This window comes from Streptomyces sp. NPDC003247, assembly GCF_042888135.1.
Classification (GTDB): domain Bacteria; phylum Actinomycetota; class Actinomycetes; order Streptomycetales; family Streptomycetaceae; genus Streptomyces.
The window spans coordinates 738687-756767 of sequence record NZ_JBIAPF010000002.1; the positions used below are offsets into that span (position 1 = coordinate 738687).

An 18081-nucleotide genomic window follows, 5' to 3' on the forward strand; every position below is an offset into this window, starting at 1 on the left:
CCCATCCGCGAGGGGCACCCGGCACCACCGCCGAGTGCCCCTCGCTCGTCCCGGCCCGGGACGAGCGGATCAGGCGGCGCCGGGTCAGTTCATCAGGGCCCGCGCGGCCTGGGCCTCCTGCCGTACGCGCGCGGCGGCGGCCTCGTCCACCACCTCCACCAGCCCCGCGTACTCCTCCAGCTCCGCCGCCCCGCCGAGGAAGTCCCCGCGCCGCACCAGCACCTGCCCCCGCTCGTAGCGCAGCCGCGCCGGATGGGACGGCACCAGCAGCGACAGCTCCACCGCCCACAGGGCCACGTCGGACCGCTCGGGCCGGGCCGCCGCCCACGACCGGATGTTGTTCAGGATGCGCATCACCACCTCCAGCGGCTCGGCCGGCGTCAGCATCGACGGCTCCAGCCGGGCCCCCGTCGCCCCGCTCACCAGCCGGTCCGCGTCACCGGCCGTGAGCACCCGGCCCCCGTCGAAGGGATCGACGAGCACCTGCCGCTCCAGGTCGCCGGGCGGCCCGAACCCCACCGCGAAGTGCCCGGGCAGGGCCACCCCGTACACCGGTGCCCCCGCCCTGCGCGCCACCTCCAGCCACACCACCGACAGCAGGATCGGCAGCCCGCGCCGGCGCCGCAGCACCTCGTGCAGCAGCGAGGACTCCAGCCGCCCGTAGTCCGCGGGGGAGCCGCGGAACCCGTACCGCTCACCCAGCAGCTCCCGCAGCGCCTCCGCCCACGCCCGCGGACCGCCCGGCCGGAACGGCACCTGCCCGGCCAGCGCGTCCAGCTCGACCTGCGCGGCGTCCAGACCGGCCTCGTCCAGCGCGGGGTCCGCCTCCGCCCCCATCAGCAGGCACAGCACGGACAGGTCGGGCCGCTCGGCCCGCGCCTCCTCGCCGAACCGACGCCGCGCATCCCCGGGCTCCCACGCGTTCACGGCGCACCAGCCCCCGGCTCCCGGTAGTGGTGGTACGCGTGGTGCGGCGCGAAGCCCAGCGCCTCGTACAAGGCGCGCGCCCCCACGTTGTCGGTCTCCACCTGGAGCCAGGCGGCCGAGGCCCCCTCCTGGAGCGCCCGCCCGGCCAGCGCGGCCATCACCACGGTGGCCAGCCCCCGTCGGCGCTGCTCCGGGTCCACCTCGACGGCGGCGAAGCCGGCCCACCGCCCGTCCACGACACACCGTCCGACGGCGGCCGGCGCCGCCCCCTCGTCGCCCGGCACGGAGGCGAACCACACCGACGGTCCGGACCCCAGCACCTTCAGGGCCACCTCGCTCACCCCCTTGCGCTGATACCGGGCGAGCCACGCCTCGTCGGCCTCCCGGGCGAGCGCCACGCCCGCCACGTCCTCGGCCGCCACCCGGTCGGCGACCGGCGCCAGGGCCCCGGTCCACAGCTCGGCGGTCACCTCCCGCACCCAGCCGCGCCGCTCCAGCTCCGCGCCCAGCAGTTCCTGGGTTCCCTCGGCGCCGGTCGCGGTCTGCACATAGGCGGGCAGGCCCCGCTCGCCGTACCAGCGGCGCACGGCGTCCAGCGCCGCGTCGAGCGGCAGGCCCGGGTCGCCGAGCGGCAGCACCGAGTTGGCGCGGCGGGTGAACCCGGAGGCGGCCCGCAGCTCCCACTGCCCGAGCCGCTCGCTCTCCACCGGCCGCCAGGCCCGGGAGGAGACCCGGGCGAGCTCCTCGTACGAGGCGGCCGGCCCCCGGCGCCGCGCCGGAGCGGCCGGCACGACCTTCCCGGCGACCAGAGAGGTCTCGTCAATACGGACACTCTCCCCGCTCTTTCGTGTGATCACCAGCACACCGGCGTCCCATGATGTGAGAACACCCAGCGTGTCAGTGAATTTCCCCTCCGTCACACCGGGCTCGCTCAAACGCCGCACAGAGACGCGTTTCCCCACGTCAGCGGCGGTAATGCGGACCTCGAGGCGTCCGGCGGCCGAGAATTCCACAGGTCGGTCCACCCCTCCTGTTCGGATCATGCCCAAGAACGGAGATACTAGGGGCGGGCATCGACGACGCCGCGCTCCCGCGCGCCAGGCGGCGGAGCCTGTGGGAGGCCCGCCAGCGCCCTATCGAGGAGGAACGACAGCGTGACCTACGTCATCGCGCAGCCTTGTGTCGACGTCAAGGACAAGGCGTGCATCGAGGAGTGCCCGGTCGACTGCATCTACGAGGGCTCCCGGTCCTTGTACATCCACCCGGACGAATGCGTCGACTGTGGTGCCTGTGAGCCGGTCTGCCCGGTCGAGGCGATCTTCTACGAGGACGACGTCCCGGACGAGTGGAAGGACTACTACAAGGCGAACGTCGAGTTCTTCGACGAGCTCGGTTCGCCCGGCGGCGCCAGCAAGCTGGGTCTGATCGAACGCGACCACCCCTTCGTCGCCGCGCTGCCGCCGCAGGCCGAGTAATACGCGAGCGGCCCGCACACCGTGCCGCCTCGGTCCCGTACGGCCCGATCGTCCGCGATCGCCGTACGGGGCCGAGGCGTTTGCCGTGACCGTCCCGTGCGGGTCGCACCGAGGAAAGTGAGCCAGTAACCGTGTCCGCAGTATCCGACCGCCTTCCGGTCTTCCCCTGGGACAAGCTGGAGCCGTACAAGAAGACGGCCGCCGCCCATCCGGACGGCATCGTCGACCTCTCCGTCGGCACCCCGGTCGACCCGGTCCCCGAGCTGATCCAGAAAGCACTGATCGACGCGGCGGACTCCCCGGGCTACCCGACGGTCTGGGGCACCCCGGCCCTGCGCGACGCGATCACCGGCTGGCTGGAGCGCCGGCTGGGCGCCCGCGAGGTCACCCACCGCCACGTCCTGCCGATCGTCGGCTCCAAGGAACTGGTCGCCTGGCTCCCCACCCAGCTGGGCCTCGGCCCCGGCGACCGGGTCGCGTACCCGCGTCTGGCCTACCCCACGTACGAGGTGGGCGCCCGTCTCGCCCGCGCGGAGTACGAGGTCTACGACGACCCGACGGAGCTCGACCCGGCCGGTCTGAGGCTGCTCTGGCTGAACTCGCCGTCCAACCCCACGGGCAAGGTCCTGCCGAAGGACGAGCTGACCCGGATCGTGTCCTGGGCCCGTGACCACGGCGTCCTGGTCGTCTCCGACGAGTGCTACCTGGAGCTGGGCTGGGAGGCCGACCCGGTCTCGGTCCTCCACCCGGACGTCAACGGCGGCTCGTACGAGGGCGTCGTCGCGGTCCACTCCCTGTCCAAGCGGTCGAACCTGGCCGGCTACCGCGCGGCCTTCCTGGCGGGCGACCCGGCCGTCCTCGGCCCCCTGCTGGAGATCCGCAAGCATGGCGGCATGATGACGTCGGCGCCCACCCAGGCGGCGGTGGTGGCGGCCCTCGGCGACGACGAGCACGTCCGCGTCCAGCGCGAGCGCTACACCTCCCGCCGCGCCCTCCTGCGTGACGCCCTCCTCGGCCACGGCTTCCGCATCGAGCACAGCGAGGCCAGCCTCTACCTGTGGGCCACCCGGGGCGAGTCCTGCTGGGCCACGGTCGCCCACCTGGCCGACCTCGGCATCCTCGTGGCGCCGGGCGACTTCTACGGCCCCGCGGGCGACACGTTCGTACGGGTGGCGCTGACGGCGACGGACGAGCGGGTGCGGGCCGCGGTGGACCGCCTGGCGTGACCCGGCGTCGTACCGCCGCTCCCGCGCGGACGCGGCGGCGCACACCGCACACGGCACGGTGAAGGGGTCCGGGGAAGCTCCCCGGACCCCTTCACGTCACCGGTCGATTCGCAGCCGCCTCAGCCGACGGGCAGGTCCTTCACCGGCAGCGTCTCCGCGCCCGGAAGACCGCCCTGGGCCAGGGACTCCGTCGGCAGGCCGCCCTTGGTGGCCGTCGACGCGGTGTCCCCGAGGATGCCCCCGGCCGAGCCGGCCGCCTCGCCCGCCGCCTTCTGGGCCGCCGGCGTCGCCTTCTTCACGGCCTTGCCGCCGGTCTTGCCCGCGGCGGGAACCGCCTGCTTGACCGTCTTGCCGCCGGTCTCGCCCGCGGACTTGGTGACGCTCTGCGCCGCGCTGTCGACCGTGTTGCCGACGTTCGCCCCGTCCAGGGCGGTCAGGCCGCCGAGGTTCGGGGTGGCGGGCAGTCCGGGGGCCGCGCTGGCGGAGCCGGCCGCACCGACCCCGGCAGCCGCTCCGGCAGCGACGAGCAGCGCGGCACGGGCGATCCTGCGGGTCAGGGGGAGGGACATGATGCTCCTTCGACGGAGGAAACGAGAAACGGTGATGACGGCTGAAGGTCCGCCCCGGCCCGGCAGTCGGCCGACTGGGTGACGGCCGCCGCCCGGGCTCGGGCGCAGTGACTACCGCTCGAGGCCCGCGAAGGTTGCGGACGGCCGACGTAAAGAGTTGGCAATGCGTCGCATTATCGGCTGCGGATGAAAACGGGCAAAAAGCGCCCGGTGTGAAAGTCCGCCGAACCCCGGGAGCCCTTTGTCCTCAAGGGTTTTCGGGCGTGGGGGAGTGAGGGCGCGAAAACCTGACCACCCGGCGTCCGTGGCCGCCGCACACCACCCGTGCGGGTGAGCGGCCGTACTACTGCGCGGTGACGATCCGCACGGCGCCGGTGCCGGCCCCGGCCGCCGAGCCCGCGGCCCCGGCCGCCTCCGTCCCGCCGCTCCGGGCGGCCCGCCACCGGGTGTCGGTGGTCCCGGCGGTCCACTCCCGGCCGGCGTACGTGACGCGCTCGATGTGCAGGGCCGAGGCGTTGGCCACCGCCCAGTGCGCGAGCTGCCAGCCGCGCTGGGAGACCCCGCGGCCGGCGGCGGCGCCGTCGGTGACGGGCAGCGTGACGGTCCGCCCGCTGGTCCGGGCCGCGGGCACGTCCACCGTCTCCGCGGTGGCGGACGCCTCCTCCGTGCTGCCCTCGGCGTCGTCCTGCGCGTCGTCCTCCGCGTCCGCCTCCCGCAGCGCGTCCGTCCCGAAGTCCCGCAGCAGTGCCGCGCGCACCGCCGCCGGCCCGGTGGCCGTCGCGGTCTGCGGGCTGCCCTCGCAGGTCAGCGTGGCCGCGGAGGTGCCGGTGAGCGCGGCGGCGAGCGCGGTGGCGTCCGCCTCGTGCTTGGCGTACGCCTCCGGGTAGCCGCTGCGCTGCACGCGCTGCGCGGCGACCGTCAGCGCCAGCTCGGTGTAGTCGGGCACCTCGGCGAGGTGCTCGTAGAAGACGGCGGCCGCGTACGAGGGGTCGGTGACCTGGGCCGCGGTCCCCCAGCCCTGTGAGGGCCGCTGCTGGAACAGACCGAGCGAGTCCCGGTCCCCGTGAGCCAGGTTGCGCAGCGCCGACTCCTGGAGCGCGGTCGCGAGCGCGATGGCCACGGCCCGCTCCGGCATGTCCCGGCTGGTCCCGACGGCCGCGATCGTGGCCGCGTTCACCGCCTGCTCCGGCGTGAACTCGTACGCCGTCCCGGAGTCCTCCGCGGAAACGACTCTGCACCCCGGGTCCCCCGCGCCACCGCTGACGTACTGGACCACGACGTAGCCCGCGACGGCGGACAGGACCACACAGGCCGCCCCGAACCGGAGGAGGCGGCCGCGGCGCTTGGGGGAAGGCGACGGCTCTGGCACGCGTACAAGGTACTGGAGAGTACGGAAACGGGGGAGACGTGCGGGACGGCCGGGGTCGGCGGGACGCGCACCCGGCGCGTTAGGGTCGACGCCATGGCCGAGACCCCGCTTGACCTCACCCTGGACGCCGCGCTGCTCACCGCGCAGCTCGTCGACTTCCCCTCGGAGAGCGGCACCGAGAAGCCGCTCGCGGACGCGATCGAGACCGCCCTGCGCGCGCTGCCCCACCTGACCGTGGACCGCCACGGCAACAACGTGGTCGCCCGCACCGACCTGGGCCGCCCGGAACGGGTGATCCTCGCCGGCCACATCGACACGGTCCCGATCGCCGGCAACGTCCCGTCCCGGCTGGACGCGGACGGCGTGCTCTGGGGCTGCGGGACCTGCGACATGAAGGCGGGCGTCGCGGTCCAGCTGCGCATCGCGGCGACGGTCCCGTCCCCCAACCGCGACCTGACCTTCGTCTTCTACGACAACGAGGAGGTCGCCGCCGACCTGAACGGCCTCAAGCACGTCGCCGAGGCCCGGCCGGAGTGGCTGCGGGGCGACTTCGCGGTGCTGCTGGAGCCGTCCGACGGCCAGGTCGAGGGCGGCTGCCAGGGCACCCTGCGGGTCCTGCTCAAGACCAAGGGGGAGCGGGCCCACTCGGCGCGCGGCTGGATGGGCTCGAACGCGATCCACGCGGCGGCCCCGATCCTCGCCCGCCTGGCCGCGTACGAGCCGCGCCGGCCGGTGATCGACGGCCTGGAGTACCGCGAGGGCCTCAACGCGGTCGGCATCGGCGGCGGAGTGGCCGGCAACGTCATCCCCGACGAGTGCGTCGTCACCGTCAACTTCCGCTACGCGCCCGACCGCACCCCGGAGGAGGCCGTCGCCCACGTCCGCGAGGTGTTCGCCGACTGCGGGGTGGAGGAGTTCGTCGTCGACGACCACAGCGGCGCCGCCCTGCCCGGCCTCTCCCACCCGGCCGCCGCGGCCTTCATCGAGGCGGTGGGCGGCACCCCCCAGCCCAAGTTCGGCTGGACGGACGTCTCCCGTTTCTCGGCGCTGGGCGTCCCCGCGGTCAACTACGGCCCCGGCAACCCGCACCTGGCGCACAAGCGGGACGAGCGCGTGGAGACGGCGAAGGTCCTGGCGGGCGAGGAACGGCTGCGCGCCTGGCTCACCGCCTGACCCACGGGACACCCGTGTGACCCCGGCCGTGGTTTGCGGCGCTTCACGGCGGACATGCTGAGGTCCCCCGTACGTAACCCGCGTAGATCTACGCTGAGGTGGAACCACTGCAAGCGGAGGGAGCTCTTATGGCCACAGGCAACCCGGAGGGCAAGAAGCAGCCACCGGAGGAACAGCGCCTGGGACCCGTCCTCCGGCGGCGGGACCAGGTCCAGGCGAGCACCACGGACCAGCGGCTGCTGGACGAGCGCGCCCCCTCCGACTGGGTGCACACCGACCCCTGGCGGGTCCTGCGCATCCAGTCGGAGTTCATCGAGGGCTTCGGCACCCTCGCCGAACTCCCGCCCGCCATCAGCGTCTTCGGCTCCGCCCGGACCCCGGTGGACTCGCCCGAGTACGAGTCGGGCGTACGGCTGGGACGCGCCCTGGTCGACGCCGGCTGGGCGGTCATCACCGGCGGCGGCCCCGGCGCCATGGAGGCGGCCAACAAGGGCGCCAGCGAGGCGGGCGGCATCTCGGTCGGCCTCGGCATCGAACTGCCCTTCGAGCAGGGCCTGAACCCCTACGTCGACATCGGCCTCAACTTCCGGTACTTCTTCGTCCGCAAGATGATGTTCGTGAAGTATGCCCAGGGCTTCGTCGTCCTGCCCGGCGGCCTCGGCACCCTCGACGAACTCTTCGAGGCCCTCACCCTGGTCCAGACCCAGAAGGTCACCCGCTTCCCCATCGTCCTCTTCGGCACGGAGTACTGGGGCGGCCTGGTCGACTGGCTGGAGAACACCCTGGTCGCCCAGGGCAAGGCCTCCGCCAAGGACCTGCTGCTCTTCCACGTCACGGACGACGTGGAGGAAGCGGTGGCACTGGTGTCGAAGGAAGCGGGCCGGTAGCCCTACTCAGCCCGTCCGGCGCTTGAGGACGAGGCCCGTCCAGGGCCGAAACGGGGGTCCGGGGGCGGAGCCCCCGGGGACGGGGGGGGGGGGGGGGGGGGGGGGGGGGGGCCCCCCCCCCCCCCCACCCCCCCCCCCCAACCCCCCCCGGGCCCCCCCCCCCCCCCCCCCCCCCCCCCCCCCGGGCCGGGGGGGGGTGGGGGGGGGGGGGGCGCGCACCCCCCGCCCCCCCTCCCCGACCCGCACAACCGCCGGAGGCCTACGCCAGCCCCCTCCGCGCCACCGCCGGCGCCCGGTGCCCCGCGATCGACGCCACCATGTCCAGCACCTGCCGCGTCTCGGCGACCTCGTGCACCCGGTACACCTGGGCACCGAGCCACGCCGACACCGCCGTCGTCGCCAGCGTCCCCAGCACCCGCTCCTTCACCGGCCGGTCCAGGGTCTCCCCGACGAAGTCCTTGTTGGACAGGGAGACCAGCACCGGCCACCCCGTCTCCACCATCTCGCCGAGCCGCCGCGTCGCCTCCAGGCTGTGCCGCGTGTTCTTGCCGAAGTCGTGCCCCGGATCGATCATGATCGACTCCCTCGGCACGCCCAGCCCGGCCGCCCGCTCCGCCAGCCCCACGGTCACCCGCAGGATGTCGGCCATGACGTCGTCGTACGTCACCCGGTGCGGACGGGTCCGGGGTTCCGCGCCCCCGGCGTGCGTGCACACCAGCCCCACCCCGTACCGCGCCGCGACCTCCGCCAGCCGGGGGTCGACGCCGCCCCACGCGTCGTTCAGCAGGTCCGCGCCCGCCTCGCAGACGGCCTCGCCGACCTCGGCCCGCCAGGTGTCGATGCTGATGACGACGTCCGGGAAACGCCGCCGCACCTCGGCCACGAAGCCGACCGTGCGCCGCGCCTCCTCCTCGGCGGTCACCTCCTCTCCGGGCCCCGCCTTCACCCCGCCGATGTCGATGATCGCGGCGCCCTCCGCGACCGCCTGCTCGACCCGGGCCAGCGCCGGCTCGTCCCGGAACGTCGCCCCCTGGTCGTAGAAGGAGTCCGGGGTCCGGTTCACGATCGCCATGATCACCGGCTCGTGCGTGCCGAACTCACGCCTGCCCAGCCTGAGCATCCCCTGTGACCTCTCCCAGTACCTCGTGGACATCCGCCGCCTGCGACCCTAACCGTCCCGCCCGCATGGCACGATCGGAGCCTGACACATCCGACACCGAGCACTGCGAGCGTGGGGACCCACCGATGGTTATGTTCTTCTTCCTGGTCGTCGCGCTCGCCGTCGTGGTCGCCGCGGTGACACTCGCCGTGGTGGGCGGCGGCGAGGGCACGGGCCCCCTCCCGGAGGCCGTTCCGCAGCGGCTGCACGACCCGCTGCCCCCGGACCGCCCGCTCGACCGGTCCGACGTCGACCGCGTCCGCTTCCCGCTCGCCGCCCGCGGCTACCGCATGGCCGACGTCGACGACGCGCTCAACCGCCTCGGCGCCGAACTCGCCGAACGGGACGCCCGTATCACCGAACTGGAGTCCGCCCTGGCCGGTGCCCGGCGGCCCGAGCCGCACGTCTCCATGGAGAAGCCCGAGCAGGAGGAGCAGCGGTGAGCGACGGCACCGCCCTCGTCGGCCCGGACGGCGCCCCGCGCTGCCCCTGGGCCCTGTCCACGCCGGACTACGTCACCTACCACGACGAGGAGTGGGGCCGCCCGGTCCACGGGGACGACGCCCTCTACGAACGCCTCAGCCTGGAGGCCTTCCAGTCCGGCCTGTCCTGGATCACGATCCTGCGCCGCCGGGCCGGCTTCCGTACCGCCTTCGCCGGCTTCCGGATCGTCTCGGTGGCGGCCTTCACCGACGAGGACCGCGCGCGCCTCCTCGCCGACCCCGGCATCATCCGCAACCGCGCCAAGATCGACGCCACGCTCGCCAACGCGCGCGTGCTCGCCGACTGGGCGCCGGGTGACCTGGACGAACTGATCTGGTCCCACGCCCCCGACCCGGCCGCCCGCCAGGTCCCGAAGACCCTCGCCGACGTCCCCGCGGTCACCACGGAGTCGACGGCCCTGTCCAAGGCGCTGAAGAAGCGGGGCCTGCGGTTCGTCGGGCCGACGACGGCGTACGCGCTGATGCAGGCGTGCGGGCTGGTGGACGACCACCTGGAGACGTGCGTGGCGAGGCGGGGCTGAGCCCCGCCCGCCGGCTCACCGCCCCAGGTACTTCGGCCTCTCCTTGTCGATGAACGCCTGCACCGCGATCGCGTGGTCCTCCGACCGCCCCGCCCGCGTCTGGAGCTCGTCCTCCTTCTCCAGGGTCTGCGCCAGCGAATGGGAGGACCCGTACGCCACCGCCTCCTTCAGCGCCGCGTACGCCACCGTCGGCCCCTCGGCGAGCGCCCGCGCCACGCCCTCGGCCTCCGCGCGCAGCGCGTCCGCCGGCACGACCCGGTTGGCGATGCCCAGCTCGTAGGCCTCCTGGGCCTTGATGCTGCGCGGGAAGAACAGCAGGTCCGTGGCCCGGCCCGGGCCCACCACGCGCGGCAGCGTCCAGGAGACGCCGGAGTCGGCGGTCAGCGCCACCCCGGCGAACGAGGTGTTGAAGGCCGCCGTGTCCGCCACGATCCGGTAGTCCGCCGCGAGCGCGAAGCCGAAGCCCGCCCCGGCCGCCACCCCGTTCACGGCGGCGACCACCGGCTTCGGCGCCTCCGTCAGCGCCCGCACGATCGGGTTGTAGTGCTCCTTGACCGTGCTCATGGTCCGGGTCGAGCCGGTCTCCCGGTCCTCCACCAGCAGCCCGATGTGCTCCTTGAGGTCCTGGCCGACGCAGAAGGCCCGGTCACCGGCGGCGGTCAGCAGCACCGCGCGGACGGCCGAGTCCTCCGAGGCCGTGCGCACGGCCTCCCGCAGGGCGACCTTGGCCGCGGTGTTCAGCGCGTTCATCGCCTCCGGGCGGTTCAGTGTGATCGTCGCGAGCCCGTCGCTCACCTCGTACAGCACGGTGTCGGCCATGGGTGTCCCCTCCGGTGTCACGGCTGCGGCGTACCCACCGGTACGCCCCTCTCGAAGGACAGCATGCGGGAAAGGCTCCGCGCGGTACGTGTGACCTGCGTCAAAGAAAACGGCACGATGTCCGGCCGGGGGACGTCCGTGCGGATGCGCAGTATCGCAGGCACATCGCCGAATTGAGTGGTTTTGCTCGCGCGCGTTGCCCAAGCGATGCCGACCGATGTTGGTCATCGGGTCCTGAGATGCGGGATAATGGCTTGGAAGCAATGTGTTCGATGCCGGTGTCGCGTGTCCCACGCTGGATTGCGCGTGCCCTTCACGGGCCGTCGGCTTTGACGGTGAGCTGGTTTGAGGAAGGGGAACGAGCATGGCGGCCATGAAGCCGCGGACGGGCGATGGCCCGCTCGAGGTGACCAAGGAGGGGCGGGGCATCGTCATGCGCGTTCCGCTCGAAGGCGGCGGTCGGCTCGTCGTCGAGCTGACCCCTGACGAGGCCGACGCGCTCGGCGACGCCCTCAAGAAGGTCGTCGGCTGACGCGGAAGCGACCATACCCTTTCAGCTGCCCCGGCATCCTCATGGGTGCCGGGGCGGCTCGTTTCCCGGGACGTCCTCGGCGCTGTTTCCCCATGTGAGCGCTCAGGGTGTCGTCCGCGGCGGCGTGTGCGACCACGGCAGTGTGGTTGACCACGGCAGTGTGCTTGACCGCGGCAATGTTCTGGGCCGCGACGGTGTTCTCGACCGCGTCAGCGTTCTCGAGCGCGTCAGCGTTTGACGGCGCACAGCAGCCCGTCCCCGACGGGCAGCAGGGACGGCACCAGCTCCTGGCTCTCGCGTACGGTGCGCAGCAGCTCGCGGATCTTTATGACCTCCGTGGGCTGCGGACCGGAGTCGATCGTGCGTCCGTTGGCGAAGCAGCCCTCGAACACCACCAGGCCCCCGGGGCGCAGCAGCCGCAACGATTCAGCGAGGTAGTCCATGACCTCTAGGCGGTCGCCGTCGCAGAAGACCAGGTCGTAGCCGGAGTCCGCGAGGCGGGGCAGCACGTCGAGCGCGCGGCCGGGGATGAAGCGGGCCCGGTTGCTGGCGAAGCCGCAGGCGCGGAAGGCCTGCCGGGCGAACTGCTGGTGCTCCGGCTCCGGATCGACGGTGGTCAGCACGCCGTCCGGGCGCATCCCGTGCAGCAGGTGGATCCCGGAGACGCCGGTGCCGGTACCGATCTCCGCGACCGCCTTCGCGTCCACGGTGGCGGCGAGCAACCGCAGCGCGGCGCCCGCGCTGGGCGACACCGAGCGCAGCCCTGCCTCGCGGGCCCGGTCGCGGGCCCAGAGCAGCGCTTCGTCCTCGGCGACATAGGCGTCGGCGAACGCCCAGCTCGTCTGCCGGTTGCCGGTAATGACCCTCTCCCTACCCCATGGTTGCCTCGGCGTGACTGTATCCGTTGCCGCCGGGAACCCGCAGATGGGACCGGGCGTTTGAAGGGGTGGGAAGGACGACCGGGGGACACAGTTGGATCACGACGAGGGACGAGACGCAGAGCAAGTGCTGACGCAGGCGTATGAGCCGTATCAGCACAGATCAAATTCTCGTAAAACCGCTTATCCGGAGCTAACGGGCGAGGTGGCTATGGTAGGGGCTCCACTGGACACCACCAGAGCCGACAGGGGAGGTGCGGCTGCGCCTGTGGATCGGGGAGGAGTGCTGCGGCGCTTCCTCGGATCGGCGGGCAGGCCGAAATCCGTGAACGACACCGCTGCTGACCACAGCCACGCCGCCGGCCTCGCCGTCGGCCCCGCCCAGACCGCGACCTTCTCCACCGACGCGGACGGGCAGGCGTGGACTCCGCCCACGTGGGAGGAGATCGTCAGCATGCACAGCGGCCGGGTCTACCGGCTCGCCTACCGCCTCACCGGCAACCAGCACGACGCCGAGGACCTCACCCAGGAGGTCTTCGTCCGCGTCTTCCGCTCGCTGTCGACGTACACGCCGGGCACCTTCGAGGGCTGGCTGCACCGCATCACCACCAACCTCTTCCTGGACATGGTCCGCCGCAAGCAGCGCATCCGCTTCGACGCGCTCGGCGAGGACGCCGCCGAGCGGCTGGCCAGCAAGGAGCCCACCCCGCAGCAGGTCTTCAACGACGCCCACTTCGACGCGGACGTCCAGCAGGCCCTCGACACCCTCGCCCCGGAGTTCCGGGCCGCGGTCGTCCTGTGCGACATCGAGGGACTGTCGTACGAGGAGATCGCCGCGACCCTCGGCGTCAAGCTCGGCACGGTCCGTTCGCGGATCCACCGCGGCCGTTCGCAGCTGCGCAAGGCGCTCGCGCACCGCTCGCCCCAGGCGCGCGCGGAGCGACGCACTTTCCTGGCCCGCGTGCCCGCTCTGGGAGGAGGGGGCGCGACCGCGTGAGTGGCACCCGTCCTACCCCTGCCGAGCAGCATCTCGGTGACCGGCTCTCCGCCCTCGTGGACGGCGAGCTCGGACATGACACCCGGGAGCGTGTCCTGGCGCACGTCGCCACCTGCCCCAAGTGCAAGGCGGAGGTCGACGCGCAGCGCCGGCTGAAGAACGTCTTCGCGGAAGTGGCCCCGCCCGCCCCCTCCGAGAGCTTCCTGGCCCGTCTCCAGGGGCTCCCCGGGGGAGGTGACACGGACGGCGGCGGTATGCCGCTCGGGGGAGGATTCGGCGACCGCTTCGGCTCCCGCCCCGCGGCGTCCGACATCTTCGGAGTGACGGCGGCGGACGAGCCGTTCGGCTTCGGCTACGTGCCCGCCCGTGACCACGGCGCCGTGCTCACACCGTCCTCGGAACGCGGCTTCCGGATCCATCCGGTCGGCCGTGGCGACACCGAGCGCTCCCGCAGCATGCGGTTCGCCGTCGTCGCCGCCGGAGCGGTGTCGCTGGCCGCGATCGCCCTGGGCGGCGTGAACACCGGCGTCCCGCCGGCCGACACGGAGGCCCGTGGCGGTTCCGGCAGCAACGTCACCCCGGCCCGCACCTCCGGCACCGGCTCCACGACGGCCCCCGACGGCCAGCGCCGCCGCGGCACCGGACCGCTGCTCGCGCAGGGCGGCCAGTTGCTCGCCGGGAACCCGGTCGCTCCCACCCAGATCTCGGCTCCGCTGCTGCCCGGAGTTCCCGCCCCGGCCCCGGCCCCTGCCGACCAGGCCTTCCAGCACGGGCTCACCACCCCCGTGGTGGCCGGCGCCGCCGCCATGTCGCCCCTGATACGTCCGCTCGGCGCCCCCCCGCCGATCGCCCTGACCGCGTGGACCACCGCGCCCGAGGTCTCGGCGCCCGGCCTGCTCTCCGCGCCCGTCCCCGCCGCCACCCCCAGCACCTCCCCCTCCGCGCAGAACGCCCGCTGACCGGCTCCGGCGCCGGTGCGCCGCGAACCTGGTTGAATCCTCACAGGACCGCGCACGTGCCCGGCGGCGGGCACGCAGGCGGCGTTCGACGTGCGGGGAGAGCATGGACGAGGGGAAGTCCCCGAAGGGGAAATGGTGGAGCCGGCCCCGACCGCAGAGCCCTGCCGGGCAGGAGAGCGGCCGTGAGAGCACCGAGGGCGACTTCGAACTGGCGCGCCCCGCGGGGGCGGCGGACGCGCCGACGAACTCCGGATCACGGGCCGGCTGGCCCGACGGCGATACGTCCGACGGGGGCTCGTCCGACGGTGGTTCGGCTGACGGCGGCCCGTCCAACGGCGGCCCGTCCGACGGGGGCTCGCCTGTCGGTGGCCCGGCCGATGTGGCTCCGTACGACGGGGGCTCGCCAGACGTCGGTTCACGTGACGGTGCCTCGGACGACGGGGGCCCGGCCGTTGTCGCTCTGCACGACGGTCACTTGTCCGAGGGCGGCCCGGTCGACGTCGCTCCGCACGACGGTGCCTTGGACGACGGCGACTACGAACTGAGCCGGCCGTTGGGGGCGGGCGCTCCTCGTCCCTCGGAGCAGGACGACTCGGGCCGGTCCGTCCCTGACGACCGGCCCGAGGACCGGGGTGGTGACTTGTCCGAGGACCGGGGTGGTGACTTGTCCGAGGACCGGGATGGTGACTTGCCCGGCGACCGGCTCGGTGAGCGGCCCGAGGACCGGCTCGGCGACTCGTCCGGTGACCGGCCCGGCGAGCAGGACGCGCAGGTCGGGGCCGTCGTCCTGCCGTCGGGCACGAGCGACCGTCCCAAGCCCTTGCACGATCCGGACCCCTACAGCACCCCGCCCTACGGCGAGCCGGGCCCCTGGGCCCCCGCACCGCCCGTGCAGCACCCGGCGCTGGCCATGCCGGCCCAGGGCGCGATGCCGGGCGGCCCGCCTCCCGCCATGCCCGGCGCCGTTCACGACGTGGTCACGCCAGGCTCGCCCGCGCCCGGCGAGACGGCCGCGACGCCCCTCCTGCCCGCGCCTTCCCGTCCCTCGGACGCTCCCGGCGCGATGGCCCCTGCTGTCCCACCGGCCCTCACACCCGCGACGGCGCCTGCGCCCGTGCCGGTCTCCACACCCGCGACGGCGCCTGCTGTCCCGTCAGGCTCAGCGCCCGCGACCGCCTCTGCCATCCCGTCAGGCCCAGCGCCCGCGACGGCCCCTGCCGACCCGTCGGCCTCCGCGCCCCTTACCCCGACGGCCCCCGCGGCCCCCGCGGCCCCCGCGGCCTCCGCGGACCCCACGTCCCAGACGGCGCCCGCCGATCCCTGGCGCCGCTACGACCCCTGGGCCGCGACCCCGCTCCGGTCGGTTTCCGGCGGGGCGTTCCAGCAGACCGGAGCCGCCGTGCTCACGGAGCCGCAGCGGCGCAAGCGGGCGCGGCGGGCGCTCGTCGGCGGGGCGCTGGGGCTCGCGCTCGTGTCCGGGCTGGTCGGAGGTGTCGTGGGCGGGTACCTGGAGCGCAACGGCGGACTCGACGGGGTGCAGCTGCCGCAGACCTCCGCGGAGCCCGCCGGGCGTGCCGCGGACGGCGTGGCCGGGATCGCCGCGCGTGCCCTGCCCAGCGTCGTCACGCTGCACGTCAGCGGCAGCGAGACGTCCGGCACCGGCACCGGCACCGGCACCGGCTTCGTGCTCGACACGCTGGGTTACATCCTCACCAACAACCACGTCGTCGAGCCCGCCGGTTCCGACGGCCGGATAACCGTCGTCTTCAACGGCGGCCAGACGGCCGAGGCCGAGGTCGTCGGCGGGGACAGCGGCTACGACCTCGCCGTCGTGAAGGTGACCGGAGTAGGGGGTCTGAAGCCCCTGTACCTCGGCAACTCCGACAACGTCCGGGTGGGTGACCCGGTCGTCGCCATCGGCGCCCCCTTCGACCTGGAGGGCACCGTCACCTCCGGCATCATCAGCGCCAAGGAGCGGCCGATCACGGCCGGCGGCGAGAGCGGCGACGGCAGCGACGTGTCGTACGTCGACGCGTTGCAGACGGACGCGCCCATCAACCCCGGCAATTCCGGGGGCCCGCTCCTCGACGCTCAGGGGCATGTCATCGGCATCAACTCGGCCATCCGTTCGGCCGCCGACGGCACCGGCTCCGACAGCGGGCAGGCCGGCTCCATCGGGCTGGGCTTCGCCATCCCCGTCAACCAGGGCAAGCGCGTCGCCGAGGAACTGATCAACACCGGCAGGGCGACCCACCCGGTCATCGGCGTCACCCTCGACATGGACTACACCGGCGACGGCGCCCGCGTCGGCGGCCAGGGCGCCGACGGCGGCTCACCGGTCACCCCCGGCGGCCCCGGTGACCGGGCCGGCATCCGGGCCGGCGACGTCATCACCGAGATCGACGGCCAGCCCGTCCACTCGGGTGAGGAACTGATCGTCAAGACCCGCGCCCACCGCCCCGGCGACCGTCTGGAGCTCACCGTCGAGCGCGACGGGAAGGAGCGCGCCCTCACCCTGGTGCTCGGCTCCTCGGATTGACAGGAACCTCACAGAAGGAGCCCCGGAACGCCGTCCCACAAGGCAAACAACGCCAAAAAGAGGTCGCCCGTACGCACTCGGACACCTCGGGACGGTACCGGCCGGACAGGTCCGACAGGTACCGTGGTCCCGGCCCGGACCACGGAAGACCCGAACCGACCACCGAGGGCCGAGGACCGCGGACATCGCAAGGAGCTTCAGGTGTTCAATGACATAGGTGCGCTCGAGCTGGTGACGATCGTCGTCCTGGCCGTGCTCGTCTTCGGTCCGGACAAGCTCCCGAAGGTCATCCAGGACGTGATGCGCACGGTGCGGAAGATCCGTGAGTTCTCGGAGAGCGCCAAGCACGACATCCGTCAGGAGCTCGGCCCGGAGTTCAAGGACTTCGAGTTCGAGGATCTCAACCCCAAGACGTTCATCCGCAAGCAGCTGGACAACGAGGACCTGGGGCTGAAGGAGATCCGCAACGGCTTCGACCTGAAGAAGGAGATGGCCGAGGTCACGGACGCGGTCCACGGGCGCGACAGCGACTCCTCGTCGTCGGCCTCCTCGTCGTCGGGCTCTTCGTCGTCGGCCTCCTCGTCGGGTTCGTCCGGCGGCCGCGTCGACATGGTGAAGAAGCCCGAGGAGCCGGCCAAGGACGACCGCCCGCCCTTCGACGCGGACGCCACCTGAGCCCCACGCGCCCCCCGGTGTGAGGGGGCGCACGCCTCACGCGCCGGGCGGCTTCCCGACAGTCGGCAGCGGGGTGGCTATGCTGCCTGGTTGTTGTGCGGACCGGACCCCCCAGGGGGAAACGCCGCCCGAAGGGGGGCGGGCCGGGTCGGTCCGCCGAGATCGAGGAGGCGTCCGGGCACATGGAGACGACGAGTCGGGCAGTCGCTGAGGCGCCGGCCGCGGAGGATGGACAGCAGGTCCGCTCCGCCCGGCGCACGGTCGACGGCTACCTGGAGGCACCCTTCCCGTGGTACGGCCTCGACGAGGCCTTCACGGGACCGCGCTGGCTCATGCAGGTCGGCACGGCCGCCGACGGGGCCGTCGAGCACGGTTCCACCGGGCACGGTGACGAGCCCTCCGTGCGGCACGAGACGGCGGGCGAGGACCGCGGGAAGTTCGCGGTCGTGGTGACCGTCGCCGCGAGCCCGTCGCGCAGGAGCGCCGACGGCACGGGGCTGCTGGAGGCCACGTCGGTCTCCTCCGCGGCCTGGCTCGCCGGAGTGGGGCTGCTGTCCTTCACCTGGCCCGGCCAGATGGACCACAGCCTGCGCGACGACTGGCTGGAGCAGCAGACCGAGACCGCGTGGGTCCTGGCCGACGACCTCTCCGGCCCGGACTGGTCCACGCTGTCCCTCCCGGTCGACGGAGTGCCGACCCCGTTCCACTACCGCGAGTCCGAGTTCGGCTGGGTCCTGGCCGGCTCGACGGAGGAAGGGGTGCACGTGGGGGCGTACGGGAGAGGGATGAGCGCGTACGGGCTCGGCTTCGCCGTCATCAAGGACATCACCACCTACGCCTGACCCCGCGCACGAGACCGGGGCGCCGTCCGCG

20 protein-coding genes are annotated in these 18081 nt (G+C 73.4%); 12 read left to right on the top strand and 8 right to left on the bottom strand.

The features are described 5' to 3' along the window. Positions 1 to 84: 84 nt before the first annotated feature. Both ACFYWQ_RS08265 and ACFYWQ_RS08270 read right to left on the bottom strand, forming a co-directional pair. Complete coding sequence (locus ACFYWQ_RS08265) at positions 85 to 927, bottom strand: tetratricopeptide repeat protein (protein WP_389513944.1); 843 nt, start codon at positions 925 to 927, stop codon at positions 85 to 87. Continuing rightward, positions 924 to 1940, bottom strand: a complete 1017-nt coding sequence (locus ACFYWQ_RS08270) for a GNAT family N-acetyltransferase (protein WP_389514415.1) — start codon at positions 1938 to 1940, stop codon at positions 924 to 926. The genes ACFYWQ_RS08265 and ACFYWQ_RS08270 overlap by 4 nt, the downstream gene beginning before the upstream one ends. Before the next feature lie 141 nt (positions 1941 to 2081). Between ACFYWQ_RS08270 and fdxA the strand changes: the two genes are divergently transcribed. After that, on the top strand, positions 2082 to 2402 hold the full coding sequence (fdxA, locus tag ACFYWQ_RS08275) for a ferredoxin (RefSeq protein ID WP_385078888.1): 321 nt from the start codon (positions 2082 to 2084) through the stop codon (positions 2400 to 2402). Positions 2403 to 2533: 131 nt separating this feature from the next. Then, on the top strand, positions 2534 to 3628 hold the full coding sequence (locus ACFYWQ_RS08280; protein ID WP_389513945.1) for a bifunctional succinyldiaminopimelate transaminase/glutamate-prephenate aminotransferase: 1095 nt from the start codon (positions 2534 to 2536) through the stop codon (positions 3626 to 3628). A 119-nt stretch (positions 3629 to 3747) separates the two neighbouring features. Here the strand turns inward: ACFYWQ_RS08280 and ACFYWQ_RS08285 are convergent, their stop codons facing one another. Both ACFYWQ_RS08285 and ACFYWQ_RS08290 read right to left on the bottom strand, forming a co-directional pair. Further along, the gene (locus ACFYWQ_RS08285; RefSeq protein ID WP_389513946.1) at positions 3748 to 4197 is read right to left on the bottom strand and encodes an ATP-binding protein; all 450 of its coding nucleotides are present in this window, start codon (positions 4195 to 4197) and stop codon (positions 3748 to 3750) included. 343 nt (positions 4198 to 4540) lie between these two features. Further along, positions 4541 to 5566 (bottom strand): heavy metal transporter, encoded by a 1026-nt coding sequence (locus ACFYWQ_RS08290; protein ID WP_389513948.1) that lies wholly within the window; start codon positions 5564 to 5566, stop codon positions 4541 to 4543. Positions 5567 to 5659: 93 nt separating this feature from the next. Between ACFYWQ_RS08290 and dapE the strand changes: the two genes are divergently transcribed. Next, the gene (dapE, locus tag ACFYWQ_RS08295; protein ID WP_389513949.1) at positions 5660 to 6739 is read left to right on the top strand and encodes a succinyl-diaminopimelate desuccinylase; all 1080 of its coding nucleotides are present in this window, start codon (positions 5660 to 5662) and stop codon (positions 6737 to 6739) included. A gap of 128 nt (positions 6740 to 6867) precedes the next feature. Further along, the gene (locus tag ACFYWQ_RS08300; RefSeq protein WP_389513951.1) at positions 6868 to 7626 is read left to right on the top strand and encodes a TIGR00730 family Rossman fold protein; all 759 of its coding nucleotides are present in this window, start codon (positions 6868 to 6870) and stop codon (positions 7624 to 7626) included. A gap of 259 nt (positions 7627 to 7885) precedes the next feature. On the opposite strand, the gene folP is transcribed toward ACFYWQ_RS08300, so the two are convergent. Then, a complete protein-coding gene (gene folP / locus ACFYWQ_RS08305) occupies positions 7886 to 8746 on the bottom strand; it encodes a dihydropteroate synthase (protein WP_389513952.1) in 861 nt (286 codons plus the stop codon). 125 nt (positions 8747 to 8871) lie between these two features. Here folP and ACFYWQ_RS08310 point away from each other — a divergent pair, with 125 nt between their 5' ends. Further along, entirely contained in the window at positions 8872 to 9228 is a 357-nt protein-coding gene (locus ACFYWQ_RS08310) for a DivIVA domain-containing protein (protein WP_389513953.1), read from the top strand. Continuing rightward, complete coding sequence (locus tag ACFYWQ_RS08315; RefSeq protein WP_389513954.1) at positions 9225 to 9809, top strand: DNA-3-methyladenine glycosylase I; 585 nt, start codon at positions 9225 to 9227, stop codon at positions 9807 to 9809. The genes ACFYWQ_RS08310 and ACFYWQ_RS08315 overlap by 4 nt, the downstream gene beginning before the upstream one ends. Before the next feature lie 15 nt (positions 9810 to 9824). Here the strand turns inward: ACFYWQ_RS08315 and ACFYWQ_RS08320 are convergent, their stop codons facing one another. After that, positions 9825 to 10628 (bottom strand): enoyl-CoA hydratase/isomerase family protein, encoded by an 804-nt coding sequence (locus tag ACFYWQ_RS08320; protein WP_389513955.1) that lies wholly within the window; start codon positions 10626 to 10628, stop codon positions 9825 to 9827. A 364-nt stretch (positions 10629 to 10992) separates the two neighbouring features. Between ACFYWQ_RS08320 and ACFYWQ_RS08325 the strand changes: the two genes are divergently transcribed. Continuing rightward, on the top strand, positions 10993 to 11160 hold the full coding sequence (locus tag ACFYWQ_RS08325; protein WP_003966491.1) for a DUF3117 domain-containing protein: 168 nt from the start codon (positions 10993 to 10995) through the stop codon (positions 11158 to 11160). A gap of 227 nt (positions 11161 to 11387) precedes the next feature. Here ACFYWQ_RS08325 and ACFYWQ_RS08330 read toward each other — a convergent pair whose 3' ends face one another. Further along, positions 11388 to 12086, bottom strand: coding sequence for an O-methyltransferase (locus tag ACFYWQ_RS08330; RefSeq protein WP_389514417.1), 699 nt, complete (start codon positions 12084 to 12086; stop codon positions 11388 to 11390). A gap of 163 nt (positions 12087 to 12249) precedes the next feature. Here ACFYWQ_RS08330 and sigE point away from each other — a divergent pair, with 163 nt between their 5' ends. Both sigE and ACFYWQ_RS08340 read left to right on the top strand, forming a co-directional pair. Further along, positions 12250 to 13035 carry an RNA polymerase sigma factor SigE gene (gene sigE, locus ACFYWQ_RS08335; protein ID WP_389513957.1) on the top strand — a complete coding sequence of 262 codons (786 nt, stop codon included), beginning with the start codon at positions 12250 to 12252 and terminating at the stop codon, positions 13033 to 13035. Then, positions 13032 to 13994, top strand: coding sequence for an anti-sigma factor family protein (locus ACFYWQ_RS08340; protein ID WP_389513959.1), 963 nt, complete (start codon positions 13032 to 13034; stop codon positions 13992 to 13994). Before sigE ends, ACFYWQ_RS08340 begins: the two co-directional genes overlap by 4 nt. Before the next feature lie 415 nt (positions 13995 to 14409). Here the strand turns inward: ACFYWQ_RS08340 and ACFYWQ_RS08345 are convergent, their stop codons facing one another. Next, positions 14410 to 14820 carry a hypothetical protein gene (locus ACFYWQ_RS08345; RefSeq protein WP_389514454.1) on the bottom strand — a complete coding sequence of 137 codons (411 nt, stop codon included), beginning with the start codon at positions 14818 to 14820 and terminating at the stop codon, positions 14410 to 14412. A gap of 84 nt (positions 14821 to 14904) precedes the next feature. Here ACFYWQ_RS08345 and ACFYWQ_RS08350 point away from each other — a divergent pair, with 84 nt between their 5' ends. From ACFYWQ_RS08350 to ACFYWQ_RS08360, 3 genes are all read left to right on the top strand, one after another. Continuing rightward, positions 14905 to 16533 carry a trypsin-like peptidase domain-containing protein gene (locus tag ACFYWQ_RS08350; RefSeq protein WP_389514419.1) on the top strand — a complete coding sequence of 543 codons (1629 nt, stop codon included), beginning with the start codon at positions 14905 to 14907 and terminating at the stop codon, positions 16531 to 16533. Positions 16534 to 16734: 201 nt separating this feature from the next. Then, positions 16735 to 17208 carry a sec-independent translocase gene (locus ACFYWQ_RS08355; RefSeq protein ID WP_389513961.1) on the top strand — a complete coding sequence of 158 codons (474 nt, stop codon included), beginning with the start codon at positions 16735 to 16737 and terminating at the stop codon, positions 17206 to 17208. Positions 17209 to 17390: 182 nt separating this feature from the next. After that, complete coding sequence (locus tag ACFYWQ_RS08360) at positions 17391 to 18050, top strand: hypothetical protein (protein WP_389513963.1); 660 nt, start codon at positions 17391 to 17393, stop codon at positions 18048 to 18050. Positions 18051 to 18081 lie beyond the last annotated feature (31 nt).